Annotated in this window: 16 protein-coding genes; 9 read left to right on the top strand and 7 right to left on the bottom strand. The window is 33.8% G+C overall.

Features of this window, described 5'->3' with window-relative positions:
* Positions 1-122 precede the first annotated feature (122 nt).
* Entirely contained in the window at positions 123-1,718 is a 1,596-nt protein-coding gene (locus HNS38_RS07260; RefSeq protein ID WP_172278578.1) for an AMP-binding protein, read from the top strand.
* 10 nt (positions 1,719-1,728) lie between these two features.
* Here the strand turns inward: HNS38_RS07260 and HNS38_RS07265 are convergent, their stop codons facing one another.
* The 6 genes from HNS38_RS07265 to HNS38_RS07290 form a co-directional block, all read right to left on the bottom strand.
* On the bottom strand, positions 1,729-3,648 hold the full coding sequence (locus HNS38_RS07265; protein ID WP_172346206.1) for an ATP-binding protein: 1,920 nt from the start codon (positions 3,646-3,648) through the stop codon (positions 1,729-1,731).
* 149 nt (positions 3,649-3,797) lie between these two features.
* Complete coding sequence (locus tag HNS38_RS07270) at positions 3,798-4,592, bottom strand: ABC transporter permease (RefSeq protein WP_172278574.1); 795 nt, start codon at positions 4,590-4,592, stop codon at positions 3,798-3,800.
* Positions 4,589-5,182 carry an ATP-binding cassette domain-containing protein gene (locus HNS38_RS07275; protein ID WP_216663658.1) on the bottom strand — a complete coding sequence of 198 codons (594 nt, stop codon included), beginning with the start codon at positions 5,180-5,182 and terminating at the stop codon, positions 4,589-4,591. The genes HNS38_RS07270 and HNS38_RS07275 overlap by 4 nt, the downstream gene beginning before the upstream one ends.
* Before the next feature lie 92 nt (positions 5,183-5,274).
* Entirely contained in the window at positions 5,275-6,696 is a 1,422-nt protein-coding gene (locus HNS38_RS07280) for a pyridoxal-dependent decarboxylase (RefSeq protein ID WP_172278572.1), read from the bottom strand.
* Between the two features lie 95 nt (positions 6,697-6,791).
* Positions 6,792-7,220 (bottom strand): DUF2141 domain-containing protein, encoded by a 429-nt coding sequence (locus HNS38_RS07285; RefSeq protein ID WP_172278570.1) that lies wholly within the window; start codon positions 7,218-7,220, stop codon positions 6,792-6,794.
* A 46-nt stretch (positions 7,221-7,266) separates the two neighbouring features.
* Positions 7,267-7,728 carry an NUDIX domain-containing protein gene (locus tag HNS38_RS07290; RefSeq protein WP_172278568.1) on the bottom strand — a complete coding sequence of 154 codons (462 nt, stop codon included), beginning with the start codon at positions 7,726-7,728 and terminating at the stop codon, positions 7,267-7,269.
* A gap of 605 nt (positions 7,729-8,333) precedes the next feature.
* Between HNS38_RS07290 and lpdA the strand changes: the two genes are divergently transcribed.
* The 3 genes from lpdA (at position 8,334) to HNS38_RS07305 (ending at position 12,612) form a co-directional block, all read left to right on the top strand.
* Positions 8,334-9,725 (top strand): dihydrolipoyl dehydrogenase, encoded by a 1,392-nt coding sequence (gene lpdA, locus HNS38_RS07295; protein WP_172278566.1) that lies wholly within the window; start codon positions 8,334-8,336, stop codon positions 9,723-9,725.
* 109 nt (positions 9,726-9,834) lie between these two features.
* Complete coding sequence (locus tag HNS38_RS07300; protein WP_172346207.1) at positions 9,835-11,004, top strand: site-specific integrase; 1,170 nt, start codon at positions 9,835-9,837, stop codon at positions 11,002-11,004.
* 570 nt (positions 11,005-11,574) lie between these two features.
* Complete coding sequence (locus HNS38_RS07305) at positions 11,575-12,612, top strand: hypothetical protein (protein WP_172346208.1); 1,038 nt, start codon at positions 11,575-11,577, stop codon at positions 12,610-12,612.
* A 344-nt stretch (positions 12,613-12,956) separates the two neighbouring features.
* Here the strand turns inward: HNS38_RS07305 and HNS38_RS07310 are convergent, their stop codons facing one another.
* The gene (locus HNS38_RS07310; protein ID WP_172346209.1) at positions 12,957-13,343 is read right to left on the bottom strand and encodes a hypothetical protein; all 387 of its coding nucleotides are present in this window, start codon (positions 13,341-13,343) and stop codon (positions 12,957-12,959) included.
* A 701-nt stretch (positions 13,344-14,044) separates the two neighbouring features.
* Here HNS38_RS07310 and HNS38_RS07315 point away from each other — a divergent pair.
* The 5 genes from HNS38_RS07315 to HNS38_RS07335 all read left to right on the top strand — a co-directional run.
* Positions 14,045-14,209: a hypothetical protein gene (locus HNS38_RS07315; RefSeq protein WP_216663659.1), complete on the top strand. Its 165-nt coding sequence runs from the start codon at positions 14,045-14,047 to the stop codon at positions 14,207-14,209.
* A 144-nt stretch (positions 14,210-14,353) separates the two neighbouring features.
* Positions 14,354-14,992 carry a hypothetical protein gene (locus tag HNS38_RS07320; RefSeq protein WP_172278563.1) on the top strand — a complete coding sequence of 213 codons (639 nt, stop codon included), beginning with the start codon at positions 14,354-14,356 and terminating at the stop codon, positions 14,990-14,992.
* Positions 14,993-15,396: 404 nt separating this feature from the next.
* Positions 15,397-15,582 (top strand): hypothetical protein, encoded by a 186-nt coding sequence (locus HNS38_RS07325; protein ID WP_172278561.1) that lies wholly within the window; start codon positions 15,397-15,399, stop codon positions 15,580-15,582.
* Positions 15,583-15,930: 348 nt separating this feature from the next.
* On the top strand, positions 15,931-20,400 hold the full coding sequence (locus tag HNS38_RS07330; RefSeq protein ID WP_172346210.1) for a lamin tail domain-containing protein: 4,470 nt from the start codon (positions 15,931-15,933) through the stop codon (positions 20,398-20,400).
* Between the two features lie 107 nt (positions 20,401-20,507).
* A partial coding sequence (locus HNS38_RS07335; protein WP_253939366.1) for a thiamine pyrophosphate-binding protein occupies positions 20,508-21,070 on the top strand: 563 nt, incomplete at its 3' end.

Here is a 21,070-nt window from a genome sequence, read left to right on the forward strand (position 1 = left end):
TATAAGTAACATTTTCTTAGTCAGAATATTGGATTTTCGAATATGTCATTATCAATTTCTAAACAGAGAAAGCCCTAATTCCAATTTTTTCCCTACTTTTGGCGCTTCACAAAACTAATTACATGAAGGAATCATTACTCCACATTGCTAATACGGCTGATTATAATGTCATGCCTGATACTTCCAAAAACATTCTCGAGAACTTTATTACTGAATTCAGTAAAAACCCAAATGAATATTTCGCTTGGGATGCTAATTCAGGAACTAGTACTAGAAAAGAATTCTTTTTAAAAGCTGCTGTGGTATCCCAATTACTCAAAGCGAGGATTAAAGGAAAGTACGTGGGGATTCTTTTACCTGCTCTTCAGTCTACTACATTACTTACCATAGCCTCATATATGGCAGGAAAAGTCCCAGTAATGTTGAATTGGACCGTTGGACACAAAGTATTAAGTTATTGTGCTCAGCTTACGGAATTAGAAGTTATTGTTACAGCAACTGCCTTTAATGATAAAATTAAAGATCAACTTCCAGCAGACATCACCAGTAAATTAATGTTGTTGGATAAAGAAGTAAGTAATATCAGTTTGGGAATGAAATTAAAAGGGGCTTTAATGGCCAAACTTCCAAAGCTGATGATCAATACGAAAATTGATAAAATTGCGGTTGTATTATTTACTTCTGGTAGTGAGACTTTGCCTAAAGCAGTTCAACTTTCCCATGAGAATGTGATAACTGATTTATGGGGAGCCCTACAATTATTCGATATTAGAGTAAATGGTATTTTCTTGAGCTTCCTCCCTCCTTTTCATAGCTTTGGATTTACGGTATTATCAGTACTTCCATTGATAACAGGAGTAAAAGCAGCCTATACCCCAAACCCGACCAATATTAAAGAAGTAATTGAGGTTTTAAAACATACTCATGCCAATAATATTATGGTGACTCCTACGCTGTTAAAGATGATCATGTCACGTTCTTCAAAAGAAGACTTAGCATCTGTAGAACTGGTCATTTCTGGTGCCGAAAGTTTACATAAAGATGTAAAAGCCAATTTCGAAAGACTCACCGAAGGTAAATCATTGATTATAGAAGGTTATGGAGTTACGGAATGTGGCCCTATAGTATGTTTAAACCCTAAAGACGCACAGAAGCTCAATAGCGTTGGGAAATTCATTGTGGGGTTAGATGCCCATATTATGGATTTAGAGACAGAACAACCAATAGAAGTTGGAAAAGAAGGAATGATAGTAGTCAATGGCCCAAGTATTTTTGGCGGATATATGGATAGTAAAATTGAAAGTCCATTTGTGGAAATTGAGGGTAAGAAATACTATAAAACTGGTGATTTAGGACATATTGATGAGGATGGATTTGTATTTATTACCGGACGATTGAAACGATTTATCAAAATTGGTGGTGAGATGATCAGCATGCCATTTATTGAGAAAATTTTAGAGGAGGAATATGGAGAAGAAGGCGCTCATGTTATTGCTGTAGAAGGATGCGACAGAGCAAAAGACCCTGTGGTCACTTTATTTTCAGTGAAAGATCTAAAGTTAACTGAGGTAAACAAGTATTTGAGAAGTCGTGGTGTTGCTTCTATAGCTCGCATTAGAAATATAGAAAAGGTGGAAGAAATTCCTATGCTAGGAAGTGGAAAAACCAATTACCGTGAATTAAAAGAAACAGTGCGCGCTATGCTTCCTCCCGAATAAGTTAAGAATATTAGATTTGAAAAGGCAAGGTGAAATAGAATACTGTTTTATCTGTTTGTATATCATCGAGCCATATTTTTCCTCCTAACATTTCAACATAAGCTTTAGAAATGGGTAAGCCTAATCCTGTGCCTTCTATAGTTCTATTATTCTCCATTTCGGCCTGAATAAAACGATCGAAAATAGCTTCACGCTTATCATCTGGAACTCCACTACCGGTATCTTTTACAAAAAACTCCATAAAGCTCGACTCCCCTATTTCTTTCCTGACATAGCCAAATTCTATACTTCCTTCTTGAGTATGTTTAATAGCATTTTTAACTAAGTTTGTTAGAATACCGATTACTTTCTCTTTATCCGTAGGAATTATGACCTCACTGTCATGTAAAGGTTTATAAAGTTCTAAAGCAACATTCTTTCGTTCCGTTTCTGGTTTGAAGAAATCATAAATAAATTGAACAATTTCGTTAATATTTACCTCTTCTAGATATACCTTCATCAGGCCAGATTCTATTTTCGAGATGTCCACAATATAATTAATAATATTGAGCATTCTCATACCACTTCTTTCAATAACACTGATATACTCTTTACGCTCAAGCTCTTCTAGATCTGGTTCTTTCAACAATTCGGAAAAGCCTAAAATTCCATTCATGGGAGTTCTTATTTCATGACTCATATTGGCTAAGAATGCGGACTTCAAACGATCACTTTCTTGGGCTTTTTCTTTGAGTAGAATTTGCTCCTTTTCATATTGTTTAAGTTTTGTGATATTCGTTATGGTTCCTATATAACCAATCTTATTATTATCTGCATCTAACTCAGGTACCGCCTGTCCTAATACCCAAACTACAGAACCATCCTCATGAATAAATCGGTATTCAATATGTGAATTCACATTTAAATCCTGAGCAGCGTTCCAATTGTCATTAATCATTCCAATATCTGCAGGATGTACTGTTTTCAACCAACCATCCCCCAATGCATCTTCTTCAAGTATACCAGATATTGAACACCATTTGGGATTAACGTATACCGTTTTACCTTCGATATCACTTAAGAATATTCCAACAGGCGAAATTCTAGCTAAAGTCTCATATCTCACCTTACTCATCCTTATAGCTTGTTCTGCATTCTTTTTGATATTATCTTTTTGTGTTTTTTCAATTTCAAACTTCTGCCTATAGCTTAATGTATGAAAGATATCATTAAATTTATAATCAGGATTATCATCAACTCCTCTTTCTATATAGAATAAATACACAGAAAATATAATGCTATAGAATAAAGTTGCCACACTCTTGGATATCAAGTTTGAATAAATGATGCTGCTTAAATATTCCGAACTCCCAAATGCTAATAAAGAAAAACAAATAGTATCAAAAGATGCAACTATTAAAGTCGTGAGAAGAACTTTAAAAAAAATCCATTTTACTCTTTTAGATATGAATTCATATAAAATGATTAATAAAATAGAATCCACAAATAGGGTCACGGTTCCAACTAATAAAACTAAAATATTGGTATCGAATAGCTGTGTACTCACTTTGAATAATTGTTCACCACTTTCACTATCTACACTCCACTTAAAAGACTGCAACAGAATAACCATAGCAATATTCGTAGCCAAAAGCGCATAAATAATTTTACGGGTTTCTGCAGCGTCTTCTTTAATATAAATCAAGAGAATGGCAAAAAGGCTCACCATAAATAATACAGTGGAGCCCGGAGAAACAATGATACTATCAGTAATATTAATTTGTACTGTACTAGCTAAATATACCTGCAAAAATTGAAACATTCCAATAGCAGCATATAGAAAACCGATACCTAAAACGGAACGCATCCTAAATAAAAAAAGAATCAATGTTGAGACCAATAGCCCTTGTACAGCTAAAACAGCCACCTGATATATATTGACGATATCCATATTATTGTTTTAATGAGAGCGCTAAAAGGGCATTAATAAGAAGAAACGAGACTATAAATCATTTCATTAAAAACAGAATAGCTCTTTATCAAATATAATTAAAATCATTAGGAATTACTACTATTTGAGAAATTATAACAAGTAATAATTTACATTTTCTTTAAGATATTGGCTTTCAAATTAGAATAAGCATCAAAAATAAACCGATTAGAGAAAAGGATGCTCAAAAACAAATTGATGGTACAACCCACAAAAATAGCGATCATAATCATGATCTGGTATTTAATAGCTGTCACTGGTGAACTTCCTCCAAGAATCTGCCCAGTCATCATACCTGGTAAAGATATGAGTCCAATAACAGACATGGTCGCTATCATTGGATTCAATCCTTGTTTAATAGCATCATTTATAAATGGTCTTAATGCCAATTTCTTACTCCCTGTATTGGATAGTAAAAACATATACAAGTCAGATTTATCAGTTAAACCTTTAAAATAAGTAGTTAATCCCACTATATTATGATTCAATGCATTACCTAAGACCATACCTGTAATAGGAATAAAATATCTGGCTTCGAAAAAATAATCGAGTTTTAATACCCAACCTAAAAAGAATAAGTCAACAATGAATACTGAGGTTAAACTGGCCAGCAGAAGTGGTAATAAAAACATCCTCCAATTTAAGGCGACTCTCCTGATGGTGGTGAAGATTCCGACCATAATCATGACCATCACCCAAAGGCTATTTAACCATGCATTATTGAGTTCGAATATCCATTCTAGGTATAAAGCCACCAAAGAAAGTTGAATAAGCATTCGAATAAGACCAATAAGGACATCTTTGATAATCCAAATTTTATAGATATAGAATAAAGTGATGGGGATGATAAATAGTAATAAACCGCTGGCTAATTCCCAAATACTAATATCTGTGGCTGAATTCATAAGGCTATATTTTTATCCCAACTATTTATCCACTTTGAGTGGTGAGAAGCAGACACCATAGTTTTATTCTCAAATTTGGATAAACAAGATATGAGTTGGTCTATAGAATCCTCATCAAGAGATGCTGTGGGTTCATCCATTAAAATGATGTCTTTATCCATACTTAAACATATGGCTATGATGATTCTTTGCTTTTGTCCACCACTGATTTTAGAAAAGTCTGAGCTCAGTATTGATACTGCTAGGCCTAATTCTAATAGTAATTCCTCTACCTTATTTTTTTGTCCTGACCATTCCATCAAATCCATTAGTTCTAAGCCATTATTTACCGGCAAATTAATGTTTTGAGGAATCCATATCATCTGATTACGAATAACCTTAATATTTTCTGGATTTATTTGAAGCTTATTGATTTCTATTGTTCCTAGATTGGGAATCACATAAGCCATCAGCATCTTCAAAATGGTGGATTTTCCTTTTCCTGAAGCTCCACTAATACAAACTTTTTCTCCTGGTTCAATGGAAAAGGATAAATCCTTAAATATTAGTTTCTCAGCAAAACTGAGCTCTAGATGATTGACTTTAATCATGAAATAAATGCATCTTTTTATTAATCATTCAAAGATATAGTTAAATTTTAATCTAAAAAACGGGTTCTCATTGAAATAAAAGCTAATATTTCTCAACCGGCCAAGGCTTCAATTTCATCCAATAATAATTCAAAATTCTTCGTAGTCGTTTTAGGATTCATGATGGTAGTTCTCATAAAAACCTCACCTTTCAAACTAGTCTGTACAATATAAAACTTCCCCTGCTCCAATAATTGCTGACGAAGTTGTGCGTTTATACTATTAAGCTCCTCTTTAGATTTCCCTTGAGGATGATAGCGGAAACAAACGATATTGGTATCTGGTTCGATTGCCAATTCAAAATTTAATCGTGTTGATATTATACCAGCTAATTCTTTACCCAAATCGTATAAGGTGGTCACATATTCATCGAATATTTCTTCACCATAGAATTTGAACAAAATATAAAACTGAATGCTCATCATCCTTTTGGTGCATTCAAAGGATTTAATGGCTATATTATACCATTGTTCTTCTTCTTTCTTACTTAATAAATACACTGCCTTCTGACTAAAAGTAGCATAGGAATGGTTTTTATTTTTAAATAAAAGAAAAGTCATAATAGTAGGCGTCATCAGCATTTTATGCCCATCTATCACCACCGAATCAGCACGGTGGATTCCTTTTAGATAATGCTTATATTTTTTTGAGAATATAGCTGCTCCTCCATGGGCTCCATCCACATGAAACCAAAGCTTCTTGGCTTCACAAAAGTCGGCGATAGCTTCCAAATCGTCATACATACCTGTGGAAGTAGAAGGAGCGCTTCCCACTACTGCCATCACCCTTATGCCATCTGACTTGGCTTTCTGGTAATGCTCCTCCAACAATTCTGTTTTCATGGCATAATTCTTATCCACAGGAATCTTTATCATTCCAGCAGCACCCATACCCATGATTCTCACAGCTCTATCCACACAATAATGGGCTTCAGAAGAAACCATAATTCCTAATTTTTCTGAGCTTCCTTCTTCCCAAACATCTTTTTCAACCATGGCTTTTCTAGCTGAAAGTAAAGCAGTAAGATTAGCTAATGTTCCGCCATGAGTAATATATCCATCGGAATTGTCATCATAGCCTATTCTTTGATTTAAATCATCTATCACTACTTTTTCTATGGCGGTACCAGCGGCTCCCATTTCATAAATGGCCATTCCATTATTGAGCAAGGAACTCGTAAAACTAGCCAAGGCTCCTAAAGGTGCAGGTGGCGATACCTGATGCCCCATATAATTGGCATGGTGAATATTTACCGAACCCTCTAAAATATCCTGAAAGAATGCCTTTGGTGAATTCTTGTCCATCTCATATTGCTGCCAAAACTCTAATCTTTCGGCTGGAGATTTCCAATGCTGTACTAGTGTTTCTTCTTTATTAGCCTCCTCTAAATGTTCACTTAAGAGATCTACTAATTCGTGACCAAATTCTTTAAATTTCTGGGCGTCGTATACCGTGGATAGTTTTTTGCTCTTCATGTTGATTTAAGGATAAAAATTAATGCCACTAAGGTAAATTAAATTACAAATATTTCAGCTTCTTTTCATCCCATTTTTATTTAAAAAAAATCAAATTAAAACAAGTCCACAAGATTAATTACTAACTCCATGTCTCCATTAATTTCAAAACAAGCATCTTCAAAATCTGGAGGACCCATTTTAGCTTTGGCATTATTAGAAAATCCAAATAATTCTTTGGGCATTCCAATCCAATTGGTGTCCAAATCTCCGTCTTCATCTTCGTCATGAAATAATGATATGGCATATTTACCATAAGGCAGATCGTAGAAAACAAACTCAAACTTCATAGATTCCACAGGTATACTTTCTCCAATAAAATAATCTTTACTCTTATCATAATTCTCTGCGTTATCATAAACAGCAAAGTTCATGGTTCCTTTTGCATTTTGAATGCCGTTTACTATAATGGTGAGGTTAGCTGATTGACTATACAGTGATGCAATAGACAATGTAAATAATAGTGAGATTAATATACTTTTCATTCAAAGGTTTTTAATATAATAATTGAGTATCTTAAAACTGACAAAATTAATTATTATCTAATATCTCACCATTTTCATTATGAATTAATGTGGTTTCAATAAAACCATCCTCCGATAGCACCTCTGGCAATATTTCTCTAATAAAGCCTATAAGATTGATTTTATAAACATCAGAAGTCTTTACCCAATGCAATTCACCTTCGTCACAAGAAATCTCCTGTCCATTAAAATCACTACAAGTATAAACGAATAAAATCCAAGAGGAATTTTTGCCTTGAAGTAAGGTTTTAACTACTCCTTTGAGCTGCAAGTTATTTGCTCGATATCCTGTTTCTTCTTTAATTTCTCTGATGCATGATTCTTTGATATCCTCCTCAAAATGAGTCTTCCCACCAACTCCAGTATACATAGATTTCATGGGCTCTCTAGAACGCTCCAAAAGCAATATGCTATCTTTTACTTGATCAATTAGGAAACATACCGTTCCAATGGTTATTTTCTTTTCCATATTCAAAGATAAATAAAGAATTAGCTTTCGAGCATTGAAACCCTTAACTTCTTTGGGCACACACATTCAAGCTTTTTTTTAATTCCAACCAACTGAAATACTGATCTTTAAAAATTTGTATTTAGCAATTAGTATCTATTCCTCTTACGTGAACCTAAAAATGAATTTCATGGAATTTTCAAACTTTTCTAAGCAAACATGCCCTAGTTTTACCACTAAGGGCTTAAAAGTCAACTCAAAGAACACGAAATCAAGCTCTTACTTTTATTAACTTTTAGCTACCCGTATTTACCTTTATGCTTGAGTTTTAAGATCAAATTTTGTTGTTTTTCTATATATGCAACCTTGGTTTATCTGATGGGCTTGCTCTGCTTATTTTCTTAGAGAAGACTAATCCTCAATTCGTCCATCCTTTGTTTTTCGTAAATATAATATTTTGCAAACTTAGCTTGGGATAATCCATAGGGCTTTATTATTTACCTCTAAAAATCAGGAATTAAATCAACTCACCATCCAATTGTTTAAAAAACTCCAAATATTCCTTAAAAAATAAAGCCTTCCAATAAAAATTGGTACTTTTGCAAAAATGCTAATTTAGAATTATTATGAATTACGATATTATAGTTTTAGGTAGTGGTCCTGGCGGATACGTTGCTGCCATCAGAGCTACTCAATTAGGAAAAAAAGTAGCTGTTATTGAAAAAGCCGAATTAGGTGGAATATGCCTCAACTGGGGATGTATTCCAACTAAAGCCTTATTAAAAAGTGCTGAGGTTTATAATTATGCCAAGCATGCTGGTGATTATGGCGTAAAGGTTTCAGGTGAGATTGAAGCTGATTTTGATGCCATAGTAAAAAGAAGCCGTGGCGTTGCTGAAGGCATGAGTAAGGGAATTCAATTTCTTTTCAAAAAGAATAAAGTAGATTTAATTTCTGGTTTTGGAAAACTAAAACCAGGTAAAAAAATAGAAGTAACCGATGCGGATGGAAAAGTCACTGAATACAGTGCCGAAAACATCATCATTGCCACTGGTGCTCGTTCACGCGAATTACCAAACCTTCCTCAAGATGGAAATAAGATTATCGGTTATAGAAAAGCCATGACTTTAGACAAAAAACCAGAATCTATGGTTGTTGTGGGTTCTGGAGCCATTGGTTCTGAATTTGCTCATTTTTATAATAGCATAGGTACCAAGGTTACTTTAGTTGAGTTTATGGACAATATCGTTCCAGTGGAAGATATAGACGTGAGTAAGCAATTGGGCAGAAGCTTCAAAAAAGCCGGTATTAAAGTGATGGTGAAAAGTGAAGTTTTAAGCGTAGATACTACTGGTGACAAATGCCAGGTTTTAATTAAGACCAAAAAAGGTGAAGAAACTGTTGAAGCTGATATCGTTCTTTCTGCTGTTGGAATTCAAACCAATATTGAAGGAATCGGATTAGAGGAGGTTGGAATTGATGTAGATCGCGGTAAAGTATTGGTTGACGAGTTTTACAAGACCAATGTAGAAGGATATTATGCCATTGGCGATATCGTTCCTGGTCCTGCTTTGGCTCATACTGCAAGTCACGAAGGAATCATCTGCGTTGAAAAAATCGCAGGTCATCATCCCACACCATTAGATTATGGAAATAATCCAGGTTGTACCTATACTCAGCCAGAAATCGCCAGTGTTGGTTTAACAGAAGCACAAGCCAAAGAAGCCGGACACGAAATCAAAGTGGGTAAATTCCCATTCTCTGCTAGTGGAAAAGCCAGTGCTGCTGGACATAAAGACGGTTTTGTAAAAGTAATCTTCGATGCCAAATATGGTGAGTGGTTAGGTTGCCACATGATTGGTGATCACGTTACTGAGATGATTGCGGAAGCTGTAGTAGCTCGTAAACTAGAAACTACAGGACGTGAAATCATTGAAGCAGTTCACCCCCATCCTACTATGTCAGAAGCTATTATGGAAGCGGTTGCGGATGCTTATGGTGAAGTGATTCATATATAGATAGCCGATATAAAAAGATTAATCAGAGAGTGAATGTTTGCGAAAATGTTTGCTCTTTTTTTGTGCATTTATTTTTCAATCGAAAGCTATCCGCTTATAATACCTAATTATGAGTGTAAGTTTAAAAATTGTACTTAGAAAAAAGAATACGAAAGACCAAACCCATCCTGTAAAGCTAAGAGTTACAAACCTTAGAAAATCAAATTATATTGCTTTAGGTATTCATTTAAGCGATAAGGATTTTAATAAGTTAATCAAGGGCAAAAAGTTACCAGAGGACATAAAGAAACTAAGAGCAAAAGTTATTAATGCTGAAAACAAAGCTCAGAAGATAATTGAAGAATTACCAGAGTATTCCTTTAAAGAGTTTAAAAGCCTTTTTCAAGGCATACCAATCCAGAAGGTCAATAAGAGCTTAGTACATCTATTCAATAGTTATATTGCTAGATTAGAAGCAGAACATAGAAAAGTTAGTGCTAATAATTACAAATCTACACTAAAGCACATTAAAGATTTTATTGTTGATATTGAAATAAATAAAATTGATAAAAAACTCCTTGGAGGTTTTAAAAACTATCTATTAGGTACTGGACTAAGTTCTACGACTGCAAGAATTTATCTAATTACTTTCAAAGCTGTTATCAATGCAAATAATGAATTAATAGACACAAACCCATTTATTGGATTCCAATTACCCAAATCAAGGGATAATAAGCGAGCAATACCCATGCAAGACTTAAAAAAACTCCTTGAGTATAATTTTCAGAATCAAAAGCATCAATTATATATTGACTTATTCAGGTTTAGTTTTTACTGTGCAGGTATTAATATTAAAGATATTCTGTTACTAAAAGAATCTAATATCAATGGTGATTATATTGAATTTATTAGAGAAAAGACTAAACACAAATCGCCAAAACTTATTAGAGTTTTTATCTTAGACGAAGCTCGAAATATCATAAGGAAGTATAATTCAGAAAGTTCAGCTTATCTATTTCCTGTACTCTCCAATGAAGATTCTGATTATTTATTTAAAACTGTAAACAATACTGTATTAAATGTAAATAGAAGGCTTAAAAAAGCTTGTAATGACATTGGAATACAAAGAGTAATGACATACCATGCACGACATACCTATGCAACAACATTAATGAATAAAGGCATTAGCATTGCTTTCATTAGTTCTAGTCTTGGCCATGCGAACATAGCAACTACGCAACACTATTTAGGCAACTTTACAGATAAACAAATGGAAGCAAACATGAAGAAACTTATATAGCCCATAGCAGGCTTTTTAAGCACCCTAGAGGCTCTTTTTTACACCAAATAAACACGTTTTAAAACAGCATGAAAGACCTTTAAAAACAGTTCTTTGAAATCATGAAATTAATAGATTGTAAAATATTTTAATGCAATTAGCTTGCTTATATTTTAATTCAGAAAAGCCGATATAAAGAAGTTAATTGGTTTAATCTTGAGTATGTTTTACATAAAAATACAGTCTGTTTTGAAAAATAATTCAAAAAAACACTTGACAAACCTCCTTTTATGTCGTATATTGCCATAACAGTGTAGTTCAACTATCCTTCCAAAGTAAAATAAATAAAGAAGAATTAAGAGAGAATAAAGAGATTACAGCAAAGCAAAAAGAAAGTCAGGATAGTATAACTTGGATATCATCAAGAGACTATAGATTTTCTGCTATATCGGCTTCTTTAAAAGCACTTCAAAGCACCATTCTAAAAGTTTCAATAATATTCAAGTTTCTGAGTACACTAGAGTTCATTATTTTGAATTCTAAAGATTTAGGGAGTGTATTTTACCTCCCTTTGATTAAAAACTAAAATATATGGTACACAATGAAGAAATTAGAGAAGAGTTTTTGCAAGAAGTCAACAAATCAAATCAATACTCTAGTAATTATGAATTTGAGGGGATAATAGATGAAGAAACATATAAAGGTTTAAATTGGATTTATAATGTTAGAATAGACTTAAACACTAAGTCATCAAATATTAAATATGAGATGAATTTACAAGATGAAATAAACAACCTAGAATCTGAAACCCAAACAAGCTTTTATCAGTCTGTTTTTAGAAAGTATAAAGGCAATATTGATAGCAATATAGAATACATAATATATAGATTAAAGCATCCATACAAAACATTTCAGCTGCAATTTGATTTGCGTAGATTTAACGAAAAGAATGCTTTAGGACTTTTAAGAGGTCATCTGGTAAGATTTATATTACTCAATCCCAAATTGAGAAATTGGGAGATTTTATACAAGGTTTTTCATCTGGCTGTTTCAAGGATTAATAAGTACTCAGAAGCATCAATAGGCAGACCCGATATAGTTCGAACCTCACTTGTAGAACAAGCCTTAAATGATACCCAATGGTTAGGAGACGAATTGGATATTGTAAATGAACAGATTAAAATTGAAATGGAGAAACACCAAAAAAAAGTGGATAGTCAATGGGTTAGTACCTTTGATGAAATTGAATATACAGTTGATATAACAGCAGATTATTACAGAAGACTAAGCTTTGCAAACGACAATTACTGGTACACTGGTTTATATGGTCCAACAAATAGAGAGATATGTTTCAATGTTGAAAACAAATATAAGAGCATAACAAAATATGATGATATCAATGAGTCTGTTGATTCCTTAATTAATGATGGTGTATTCGTAAGCTATGAAACAATTAAGGAGAAGCTTAATGGCAGAGGGGAAAGACAAATAAGAGAAGTTATTCATGACAGGAAGAAAGAAATTGTTATGCATAACAGAAACAAATTTGGAATTGTACAATACAAGACATATTTGAAGAGAAATGCAGAACATCTGATGAATGATGAAATTTTTACCTCACCTGCTTAACAGAACTGTTTGTCTAGGAGGGGTAAAAACTTTCTGTCTTCATTGATTAAGATTCAGTTACAAAATATTTATTTGTAAGATAAATGTCAAAAGTAACCAAAAAAACATTGTTAATTTTTCATCTATATCGGCTTTTAAAATGTTCTTAATGAATATCAATACAAAATATTAAAAGTCATTTAAGAATTGAGAAATTAAACTATGGTTTAGAAAAAGCCGCTAGAAAAGAAAGTTTGCGTTTTGGTAATATCGTTGCACCAGCAATAGCAACAATTAAATACAACTAATAATTAATGATTAGAGCATCTTATTTTAGCAATATTATAGGTTTTTAAGGGAAATTACTACACGTAAAACAAAAGTCTTTTGTATAAAACTCTTTCGTAAATATCGTAAAGGTTAGGTTTTAGTATAGTATCCTTAGAGTTGTAATATGTATCTTTATCGATAGAAAAATCAAGCTTATAACTCATTTTAATATTACCACCATCATATACATTTATACTAAGTTCATTATTACAATAATCATACACATCAGATACGGAGTCATTATAATAAGAAAGATCTCTATCGATTATTAACTCCTCTCCATTAATAGGAATAAATAAAATGCAAATATATTCAACTTCAGAATCATTAAAGCTTCTCAATTTGGGATAATTTGGTCCAAAAACATTATTTTCTTTCTCGGTTAAATTTTTGTTATCTATTGGATATATTGTACTATACATTGCATTACTTTTGTGAAGAAACATTTTTCTCAGAATCGTTGTGTTAAATTTATTATTCAATCGATTTTCAAAATTATCAAGCAAAGCTTTTATTACATCGTTCTCCATTTTCTTTATTTTACTAATAGTTCAGATAACTAAATTCGATAAACATTATTGCTAAAATAATAATAATCCTTCACATAACGTCTATAGATTTTATACTTTTCTTATAAAAAGGTTTTCTTTTTAGGATAAATAAATATTCAAGCTTCTAAAACTAATGATAAATGTAATAGACAGCCACTCATTCCCCCTATAGCGGCCTTTATCAACATAAACCAATAACCATTCTTATATATATAATGACATTTTTTCAAAATATTTTCAATTTTTTTATATGAGAATCATAGGCTTAGCCACCCAATAACAACGCCCCCCATTGGGTATTTCCTTCGAATACCCCCGTCGTAAAGCATGATTATATCTTTCCATATACTGTTATCAAAACACTTAAAAAAGGGCTTAAACATTAGTTAACAAACCCTTACTCCTACTACAATTACATAGATATATCTTTGGTAAAGTGAAGGATATTTTGTATCTTTATTCTTTAATAACCAAGCGGTTAAAAGTTCTTTTGTTTGTCAAATTGTTTGCACTTAGAAATTCAAACATTTACTAAACACCTGATTTTATATTAGTTGTGGTTAGGTTGTCACATGATTGGTGATCACGTTACTGAGATGATTGCGGAAGCTGTAGTAGCTCGTAAACTAGAAACTACAGGACGTGAAATCATTGAAGCAGTTCACCCCCATCCTACTATGTCAGAAGCTATTATGGAAGCGGTTGCGGATGCTTATGGTGAAGTGATTCATATTTAAGCCTTAAGCTTTTAAAAATATTTTGGAGGATGTCATTAATTTGATATCCTCTTTTTTTATTCTAAAAAATCTACCCCTGACGTAAAAGAAAAACTATTTTCAATATATTTACGGTTTAAATCCCAAATAAAAATTGCCTCATTCATGAAATACTTTAACTACCTTTATTTTATATCATTGTTCGTCTTGTTCTCTTGTGATCCATGTGAAAAAGCCGAGTGCCCCAATCCATTTGCCGATAGAGATATACAGTGGCTTCCCTATTCTGAAGGTGATAAGATTAATATGGTTGAAGTGAATTCTTCTTCTACTACCACTTATAATATAAGTTATGCTAAGAATGGAAAAAGTACAATCTCAGACGATTCTTCTCCCTATTGCGAAAGTTCATGTTTTTATATGTTTAATGTTCGTACGCGCGGTGAATTTCCTGATGAAGAGAATGAATTCACTTTCGAGATGGTTAAAACCATGAATGGATTTGATTTTAATATCTTTTTTGGTTCAGTTTGTTATTACTTCTTAGGAACGGGAAGTAATACAGATAGAATATTTAATTTAGAAGAAGCAATTCATCTAGATTCATTGTCTATAAATGGTCAATATATAAAAGATGTATATAAATACACCACATATCCAATGCAAGAAACAGTAGCTGAAACCTATATGCATCGAGGCTTAGGCTTGGTTAAAATAAAATATAGAAATGGTCAAGATTTTGAATTGGTGGAACATATAAAATCGAATAAATTGTTCTATGGGCAGACCGACCCGAATATCTAATAGATCAAGGAGATGGCCAAGCTATTGTTCAGCAAAACGTTTATCAAAATTTCATTAGAAAATCTGTACAACTACCTGAAGATATTCAATCTAAAAAGGATGAAAAAAACTATCAAAGATTAGTTTTTGAAACCATGAAGCGGGTCAAAACCCAGTTCAAGGGCCTGTACATATTAACGTTCCTCCTGATTAACTCATTTACGATTTAAAAGAAAAAGAGAAGCATGCTCTTATCCCATTTAAGAAATCAAAGATAGATTCAGCATTATCAAAAGAGAAAAAACTAGATCTTCTCAACAAATGGAATCAAGCTGAAAAAAATTAATCATTATCGGACAACACCTCCCTGATCCAGAGTTCAAGCAACTACTAAAGAAACTATCTATAGAAAAAACAAGAAATATATGGACTCAAAATTAATTACAGTATTTGAAGGAAAACCAATGGAGGCAGAACTGGTAAACCAGATTTTTATCGATAATGGAATTATCGCTAATTTAAAAGATCAATTGATGGGAACGATTGCTCCTTGGCAAGTTTCTTCCGGCGGCTTTGCCACATTAAAAGTTAAAAAACTTAGAATCAGATAAAGAAAAAGCTTTTAAATTAATCGATGGGTTTAATCAAAGTGCATAAGGCAGGCTAATTAGCAGGGCAAACGCATACTTTTAATTTGTCCACAGATTTCCGCAAATTAACACAGATTGCAAACAAAGTTCAGCTTTGCTATACTCTCTTTGTAGAAATAATCCGTGAAAACTTGTGGAATTAGTGGACAGCTTTTTCTTTTTTTAATTTAATCGTTGATTTTTTAATTAAAACTGAAAGTATGAGTTTGCCCTGGGCTAATGAGTAGCTGTTCAAAGCAATTCAATAGAATTTCTTACTGACATGTTACATTACAAGCCTAAAAAGATTATTTCATATATTTGCCAGCTATGAGAATACTTAAAATTATTTTAATCCTACTAGTTATTTTCATTTACCAACCTATCAAAGCCCAACTTACCATTAATGAATTAATGGCGGCGAATTCTTCTATTATTTATGACCCTGACTTTGACGAAAGTTCCGATTGGGTAGAAATCTATAACAACTCATCTGGCGAAGTGAACCTTTCCAATTATTCACTTACAGATAACCTAGATGAACCCGGCAAATGGTCTTTTCCATCAGGAACTACTATTCCCGCTCACGGATTTTTGATAATTTGGGCAGATGGCCAAGACACAGGCCTTCATACTTCATTTAAATTAAGTAGCGATGGAGAAGAAATTGGCTTATTCGACGAAAATCAAAACATGGTAGACAGCCTTGTTTTTCCAGCCCAAAAAACAAATATCAGTTATGGCCGTCATATAGATGGTGCTTCTTCTTTATATTGGTTTAGTAGTCCTAGTCCTGCTTCTTCAAATAATGCCTCCACTCCATTTATTGGCATCACCTATTACGAGCCCAAGTTCTCCATTAAGGGTGGATTTTACCAGACCGAACAATGGGTAGAGTTAAGTAGTATCAGCGGGGAAATCCATTATACCACTGACGGCTCCACTCCTGCTATCGACGACCCATTATATTCTCAAGCCATCCCCATTAGCCATACTACTTTTCTTCGTGCTCGGGTATTCCAATCGCAGCACATTCCGGGGCCTATTATCACCCATTCCTACTTCTTCGACGATAGCTTACTGGATAGAGAACTACCCATAGTGTCTTTGGTTTGTGATGATGAATATTTTTGGGATGATGATAATGGTATTTATGTCCAAGACTTCAAACCTGAATGGGAATATCCGATAAACATAGAACTCTTTGAAAACAATGATAACAACCGCTCTGTCTTTAATGAAATAGCAGGCGTTAAAGTAAATGGGAAGTTTAGTTGGCAACTGCCCCAGAAAATGCTGGGCATCTATTTTAGAAAAGAATATGGAAATAATAGTTTAGACTATCCTGTTTTTGATGATAGAGAAAGGAATTCATATAATGAAATCATACTACGCGCAAGTGGTAGCGATTGGTCCGAAACGATATTTAGAGATGGATTAGCACAGGAGATGGCCCAAGAAAACACCCATATTCCTCACCAAGGTTTTAGGCCTAGTATAGTTTTTATAAATGGAGAATATTTAGGAATCCATAATATTCGTTCAAGAATTGATGATGGTTTTATTGAAACCACCTATGATATGGAATCCGGTAGCTATGATTTAATTAAAAATGAAGGAGAAATTGAGGAAGGCAGTGATGAACAATACTTAGAAATGGAGACATTATTTAATAATGACCTTAGCATAGAAAGTAATTTTCAATCCCTATCAAATAAAGTAGATCTGGAAAATTTCACCAATTATTGGATCACTCAAATATGGTCAGCCAATTACAGCTGGGGACATAATATTAATTATTGGAAACCTAAAGAAGGAGGGAAATGGCAGTTTATATTTGCTGATTTAGATCGTGCATTTATTGAATCGAATTACTCCATTACTGAGTTTGCAGTTCCTTCGGAAGACAATTATTATGACTTTGCCCAATATTGGTTCGAGAGCATCTTTCAAAATGAGGAATATGCTCAATTCTTTGTACAAAGATTTAACGACCATATTTTCACCTCCTACCATCCTCAACGCTTATTGCCTCTTATTGATGAATTTGCAGCCACTATAGACCAAGAAATCCCTTATCATGTGGATAAATATTCTGGAACTACTTCTGTTTATGGGGATGGCATTGAAAGTGTAGAATTCTGGGAAGAAGAAGTAGAAGTTATTAAAGAATTTGCCCAAGAGAGGCACGAGTTTATCATGGAAGACTTGCAAGAGTTTTTTGGGATGGGTCCTATTCACCAGCTCCAAACCAACTGCATTCCTAATAATGCTGGAAATATTTACATCGACGACTTCACAATCCCTTCTCAACCTTGGCAAGGCCCATATTTTCAGGATATGACTTTTCAACTTAAAGCAGAAACAAATCCAGGATTTGAATTTCAAGGATGGAATGCCATATTTAATACTTCCCTAATTAATTTGGAAGACGATTGGAAATATCACGATTTAGGTGAAGACTTAGGAAGCACCTGGAAGGAAAGCGATTTTGATGACTCGTCTTGGTCTATAGGTCAAGCAGAATTAGGTTACGGTGATGAAGACGAAAACACAATAATTTCCTATGGTGGTGATGAAGATGACAAATATATTACCAGCTATTTCCGAAAATCATTTGAATATCAAGAAATTGCTGAATCCATCACCGGTCATATAAAACTAAGAAGAGACGATGGGATTATTGTATACCTCAATGGAACGGAAATCATTAGAAACAATATGCCCGAAGGCGATATTAATTACAGAACCAGAGCTCTGGAAAACATTTTAGGCTCTGATGAAGATGATTTAATTGAATATACATTTGAAGATATGAGCTTAGAAAGCCAAAATGTGATTGCTGTTGAAATCCATCAAATCAGTCACAAAAGTGGTGATATCAGCTTTGATTTGTCTTTTACGGTTAGTGGCATCTCCAATGCTTTTATTTCCACAGAAGAAATTCTAGATATTAGCCTAGAATCTGACTCTGGCTTTATCGCCAATTACCAAAGTACCGATGCTTGCCTGTTGCCTTTAGAAATTACTGAGAATACCTCTTTAAGTATAGACTGCTCTCCATATTTGGCTTCTGGGGATTTAAATATCATGCCAAATATATCTTTAAGCATTGATCCAGGTGTGGAAATCTGGTTTCCAGAAAACGCAGGCATGAGGGTTCAAGGAGATCTACAAGTAAATGGAAGCGAATCACAACCCGTAATTTTCAAAGCCAATCAAGAATATGGTGCAGACTCTTGGAACATTCTATTGTTTGACAATGCCAGTAGTCCCAGTCATTTGACACACCTAGAAATAAGAGACGCATCCACAGGCCTCCATCCCGTTTTCCATAAGGCGGCCATTTCCATTTTTAATAGTGAGGTCATTATGGATCATCTGCTCCTAGATGATAATTTTGATAGCCCAATTTATGCTCATCAATCCAATATTAGTCTGAACAATAGCCTACTTCATTCAAAAGTTACAGGAGATTTAATCAATGTTAAATATGGAGATTGTATCATCGATAACTGTCACTTTATTGGGAACGAACAAGTTGATACAGATGCCATTGACTATGATGGGGTTACCAATGGTATCATAAGAAACTCAACTATTGAAAAATTTTACGGTTCTAATAGCGATGGAATAGATTTGGGAGAAGATAGTAAAGACATCCTGATTGAAAATTGTCATATCGATGAAATCACAGATAAGGGGATTTCCATAGGACAATCTTCAACTGCAATAATGCTAAACAATACCATAACTTACTGTAACTTAGGAATTGGAATTAAAGATCTAGGAGAAGGAATCGTTAATCATAATACCTTCTATGCCAATGTTCATGCAGCATCTGTTTTTGAAAAAAACATTGGTGCGGGAGGGGGATTCTTAGATATCAAAAATTCTATTCTTTCCAATTCCAGCAAAAGCCCAATAAAAGTGGATGATGTTTCCATAGCTTTAAGCGAACAAAATATTTACGATAATGATGCCATGTTAGGAGCTAGTAACCAGTGGATGAATCCTCAATTTAGCAACCCTGATTTCTATAATTTCCAATTACTTTCTGGTTCTGGAGCTATTAATGCTGGCCTAGATGGAGAAGATCTGGGCGCTCCTTATTCTGCTTTAAATAAGGAGAAGAAAGTCCATATCTCCGACCTTTATTATTTTCACCCTTGGAATGTAGATAAAGAATTTATCAGAATTCATAACTCCTCAGATATTACTATCGATATCAGTAATTATCAGTTATCTATTGGGATTGAGTTTACCTTTCCAAATGGAACCCAATTAGAAGCCAACGAAAAAATACTAATAGCTAAGGATAAAAGCTTATTTAGCCATGTTCCGGGACAACTATTTGAATGGACTTCAGGAAAGCTCTCCAACGAAGGAGAAAAGGTAGTTCTCTTAAACCAACATGGGATAATAATTGATCATATTAAATTTTTACCAGAACAGCCTTGGCCTGTGCTATTAGAAGCTGATGATTATATCAGTTTAATTGCTGATTCTTTAGACAATCACTTTGGAAGTAACTGGACTATTGGAGAACCTTTGGCCATTTCAGAATACAACAACAGCCACCATCAAATAGAGGTCTTCCCTATCCCCTGCTCAGAACTACTTAACTTGCGCTGCTCTCAAGATATCGAACTTGTTCAAATCTTTGATATTTCAGGCAGAGAATTAATACAAAGCAGGCATTCTTCTTCAAAGATCCAAATAAATGTAGAAAGTCTTGAACCAGGTGTTTATTTTTCTAAAATTGATAATGAACAGATTATAAAATTTGTGAAAGAATAGAATTTTGGAATTCGGCTTTTGACTCTTCGATCGCTTCGAGATTCAACCTTCAAACTTCCTGTCAAAAAAATCCTTGCATCATCAAGTAAAAAAACAGAAATTTGCCTATGATTTCTAATAAACCCGGCCTGGAACTTTTGGTACAGATATTTATTCAAGAGGGCATTAAAGACATAGTGATTTCTCCTGGCAGTAGAAACGCTCCCATGATGCTCACCTTTCCGGAATATCCCGAATTTAATATCCATAGCATTATTGATGAAAGAAGCGCTGGTTTTTTTGCTTTGGGTTTGGCTCAAAAATCTCGTTGTCCCGTGGTGCTCAATTGTACCTCTGGCACTGCCCTACTCAATTATGCTCCAGCTATAGCTGAGGCTTATTATCAGCAGATTCCTCTAATTGTTCTATCGGCAGACCGACCCGAATATCTAATAGATCAAGGCGATGGCCAAGCTATTGTTCAGCAAAACGTGTATCATAATTTCATTAGAAAATCTGTGCAGCTGCCTGAAGATATTCAATCTAAAAAGGATGAAGAAGACTTTCAAAGATTAGTTTTTGAAACCATAGAAGCGGGTCAAAATCCAGTTCAAGGGCCGGTACATATTAACGTTCCTCTTGATGAACCCATTTACGATTTAAAAGAAAAAGAGAAGCATGCTCTTATCCC

Source organism: Lentimicrobium sp. L6 (assembly GCF_013166655.1).
Classification (GTDB): Bacteria; Bacteroidota; Bacteroidia; order Bacteroidales; family UBA12170; genus UBA12170.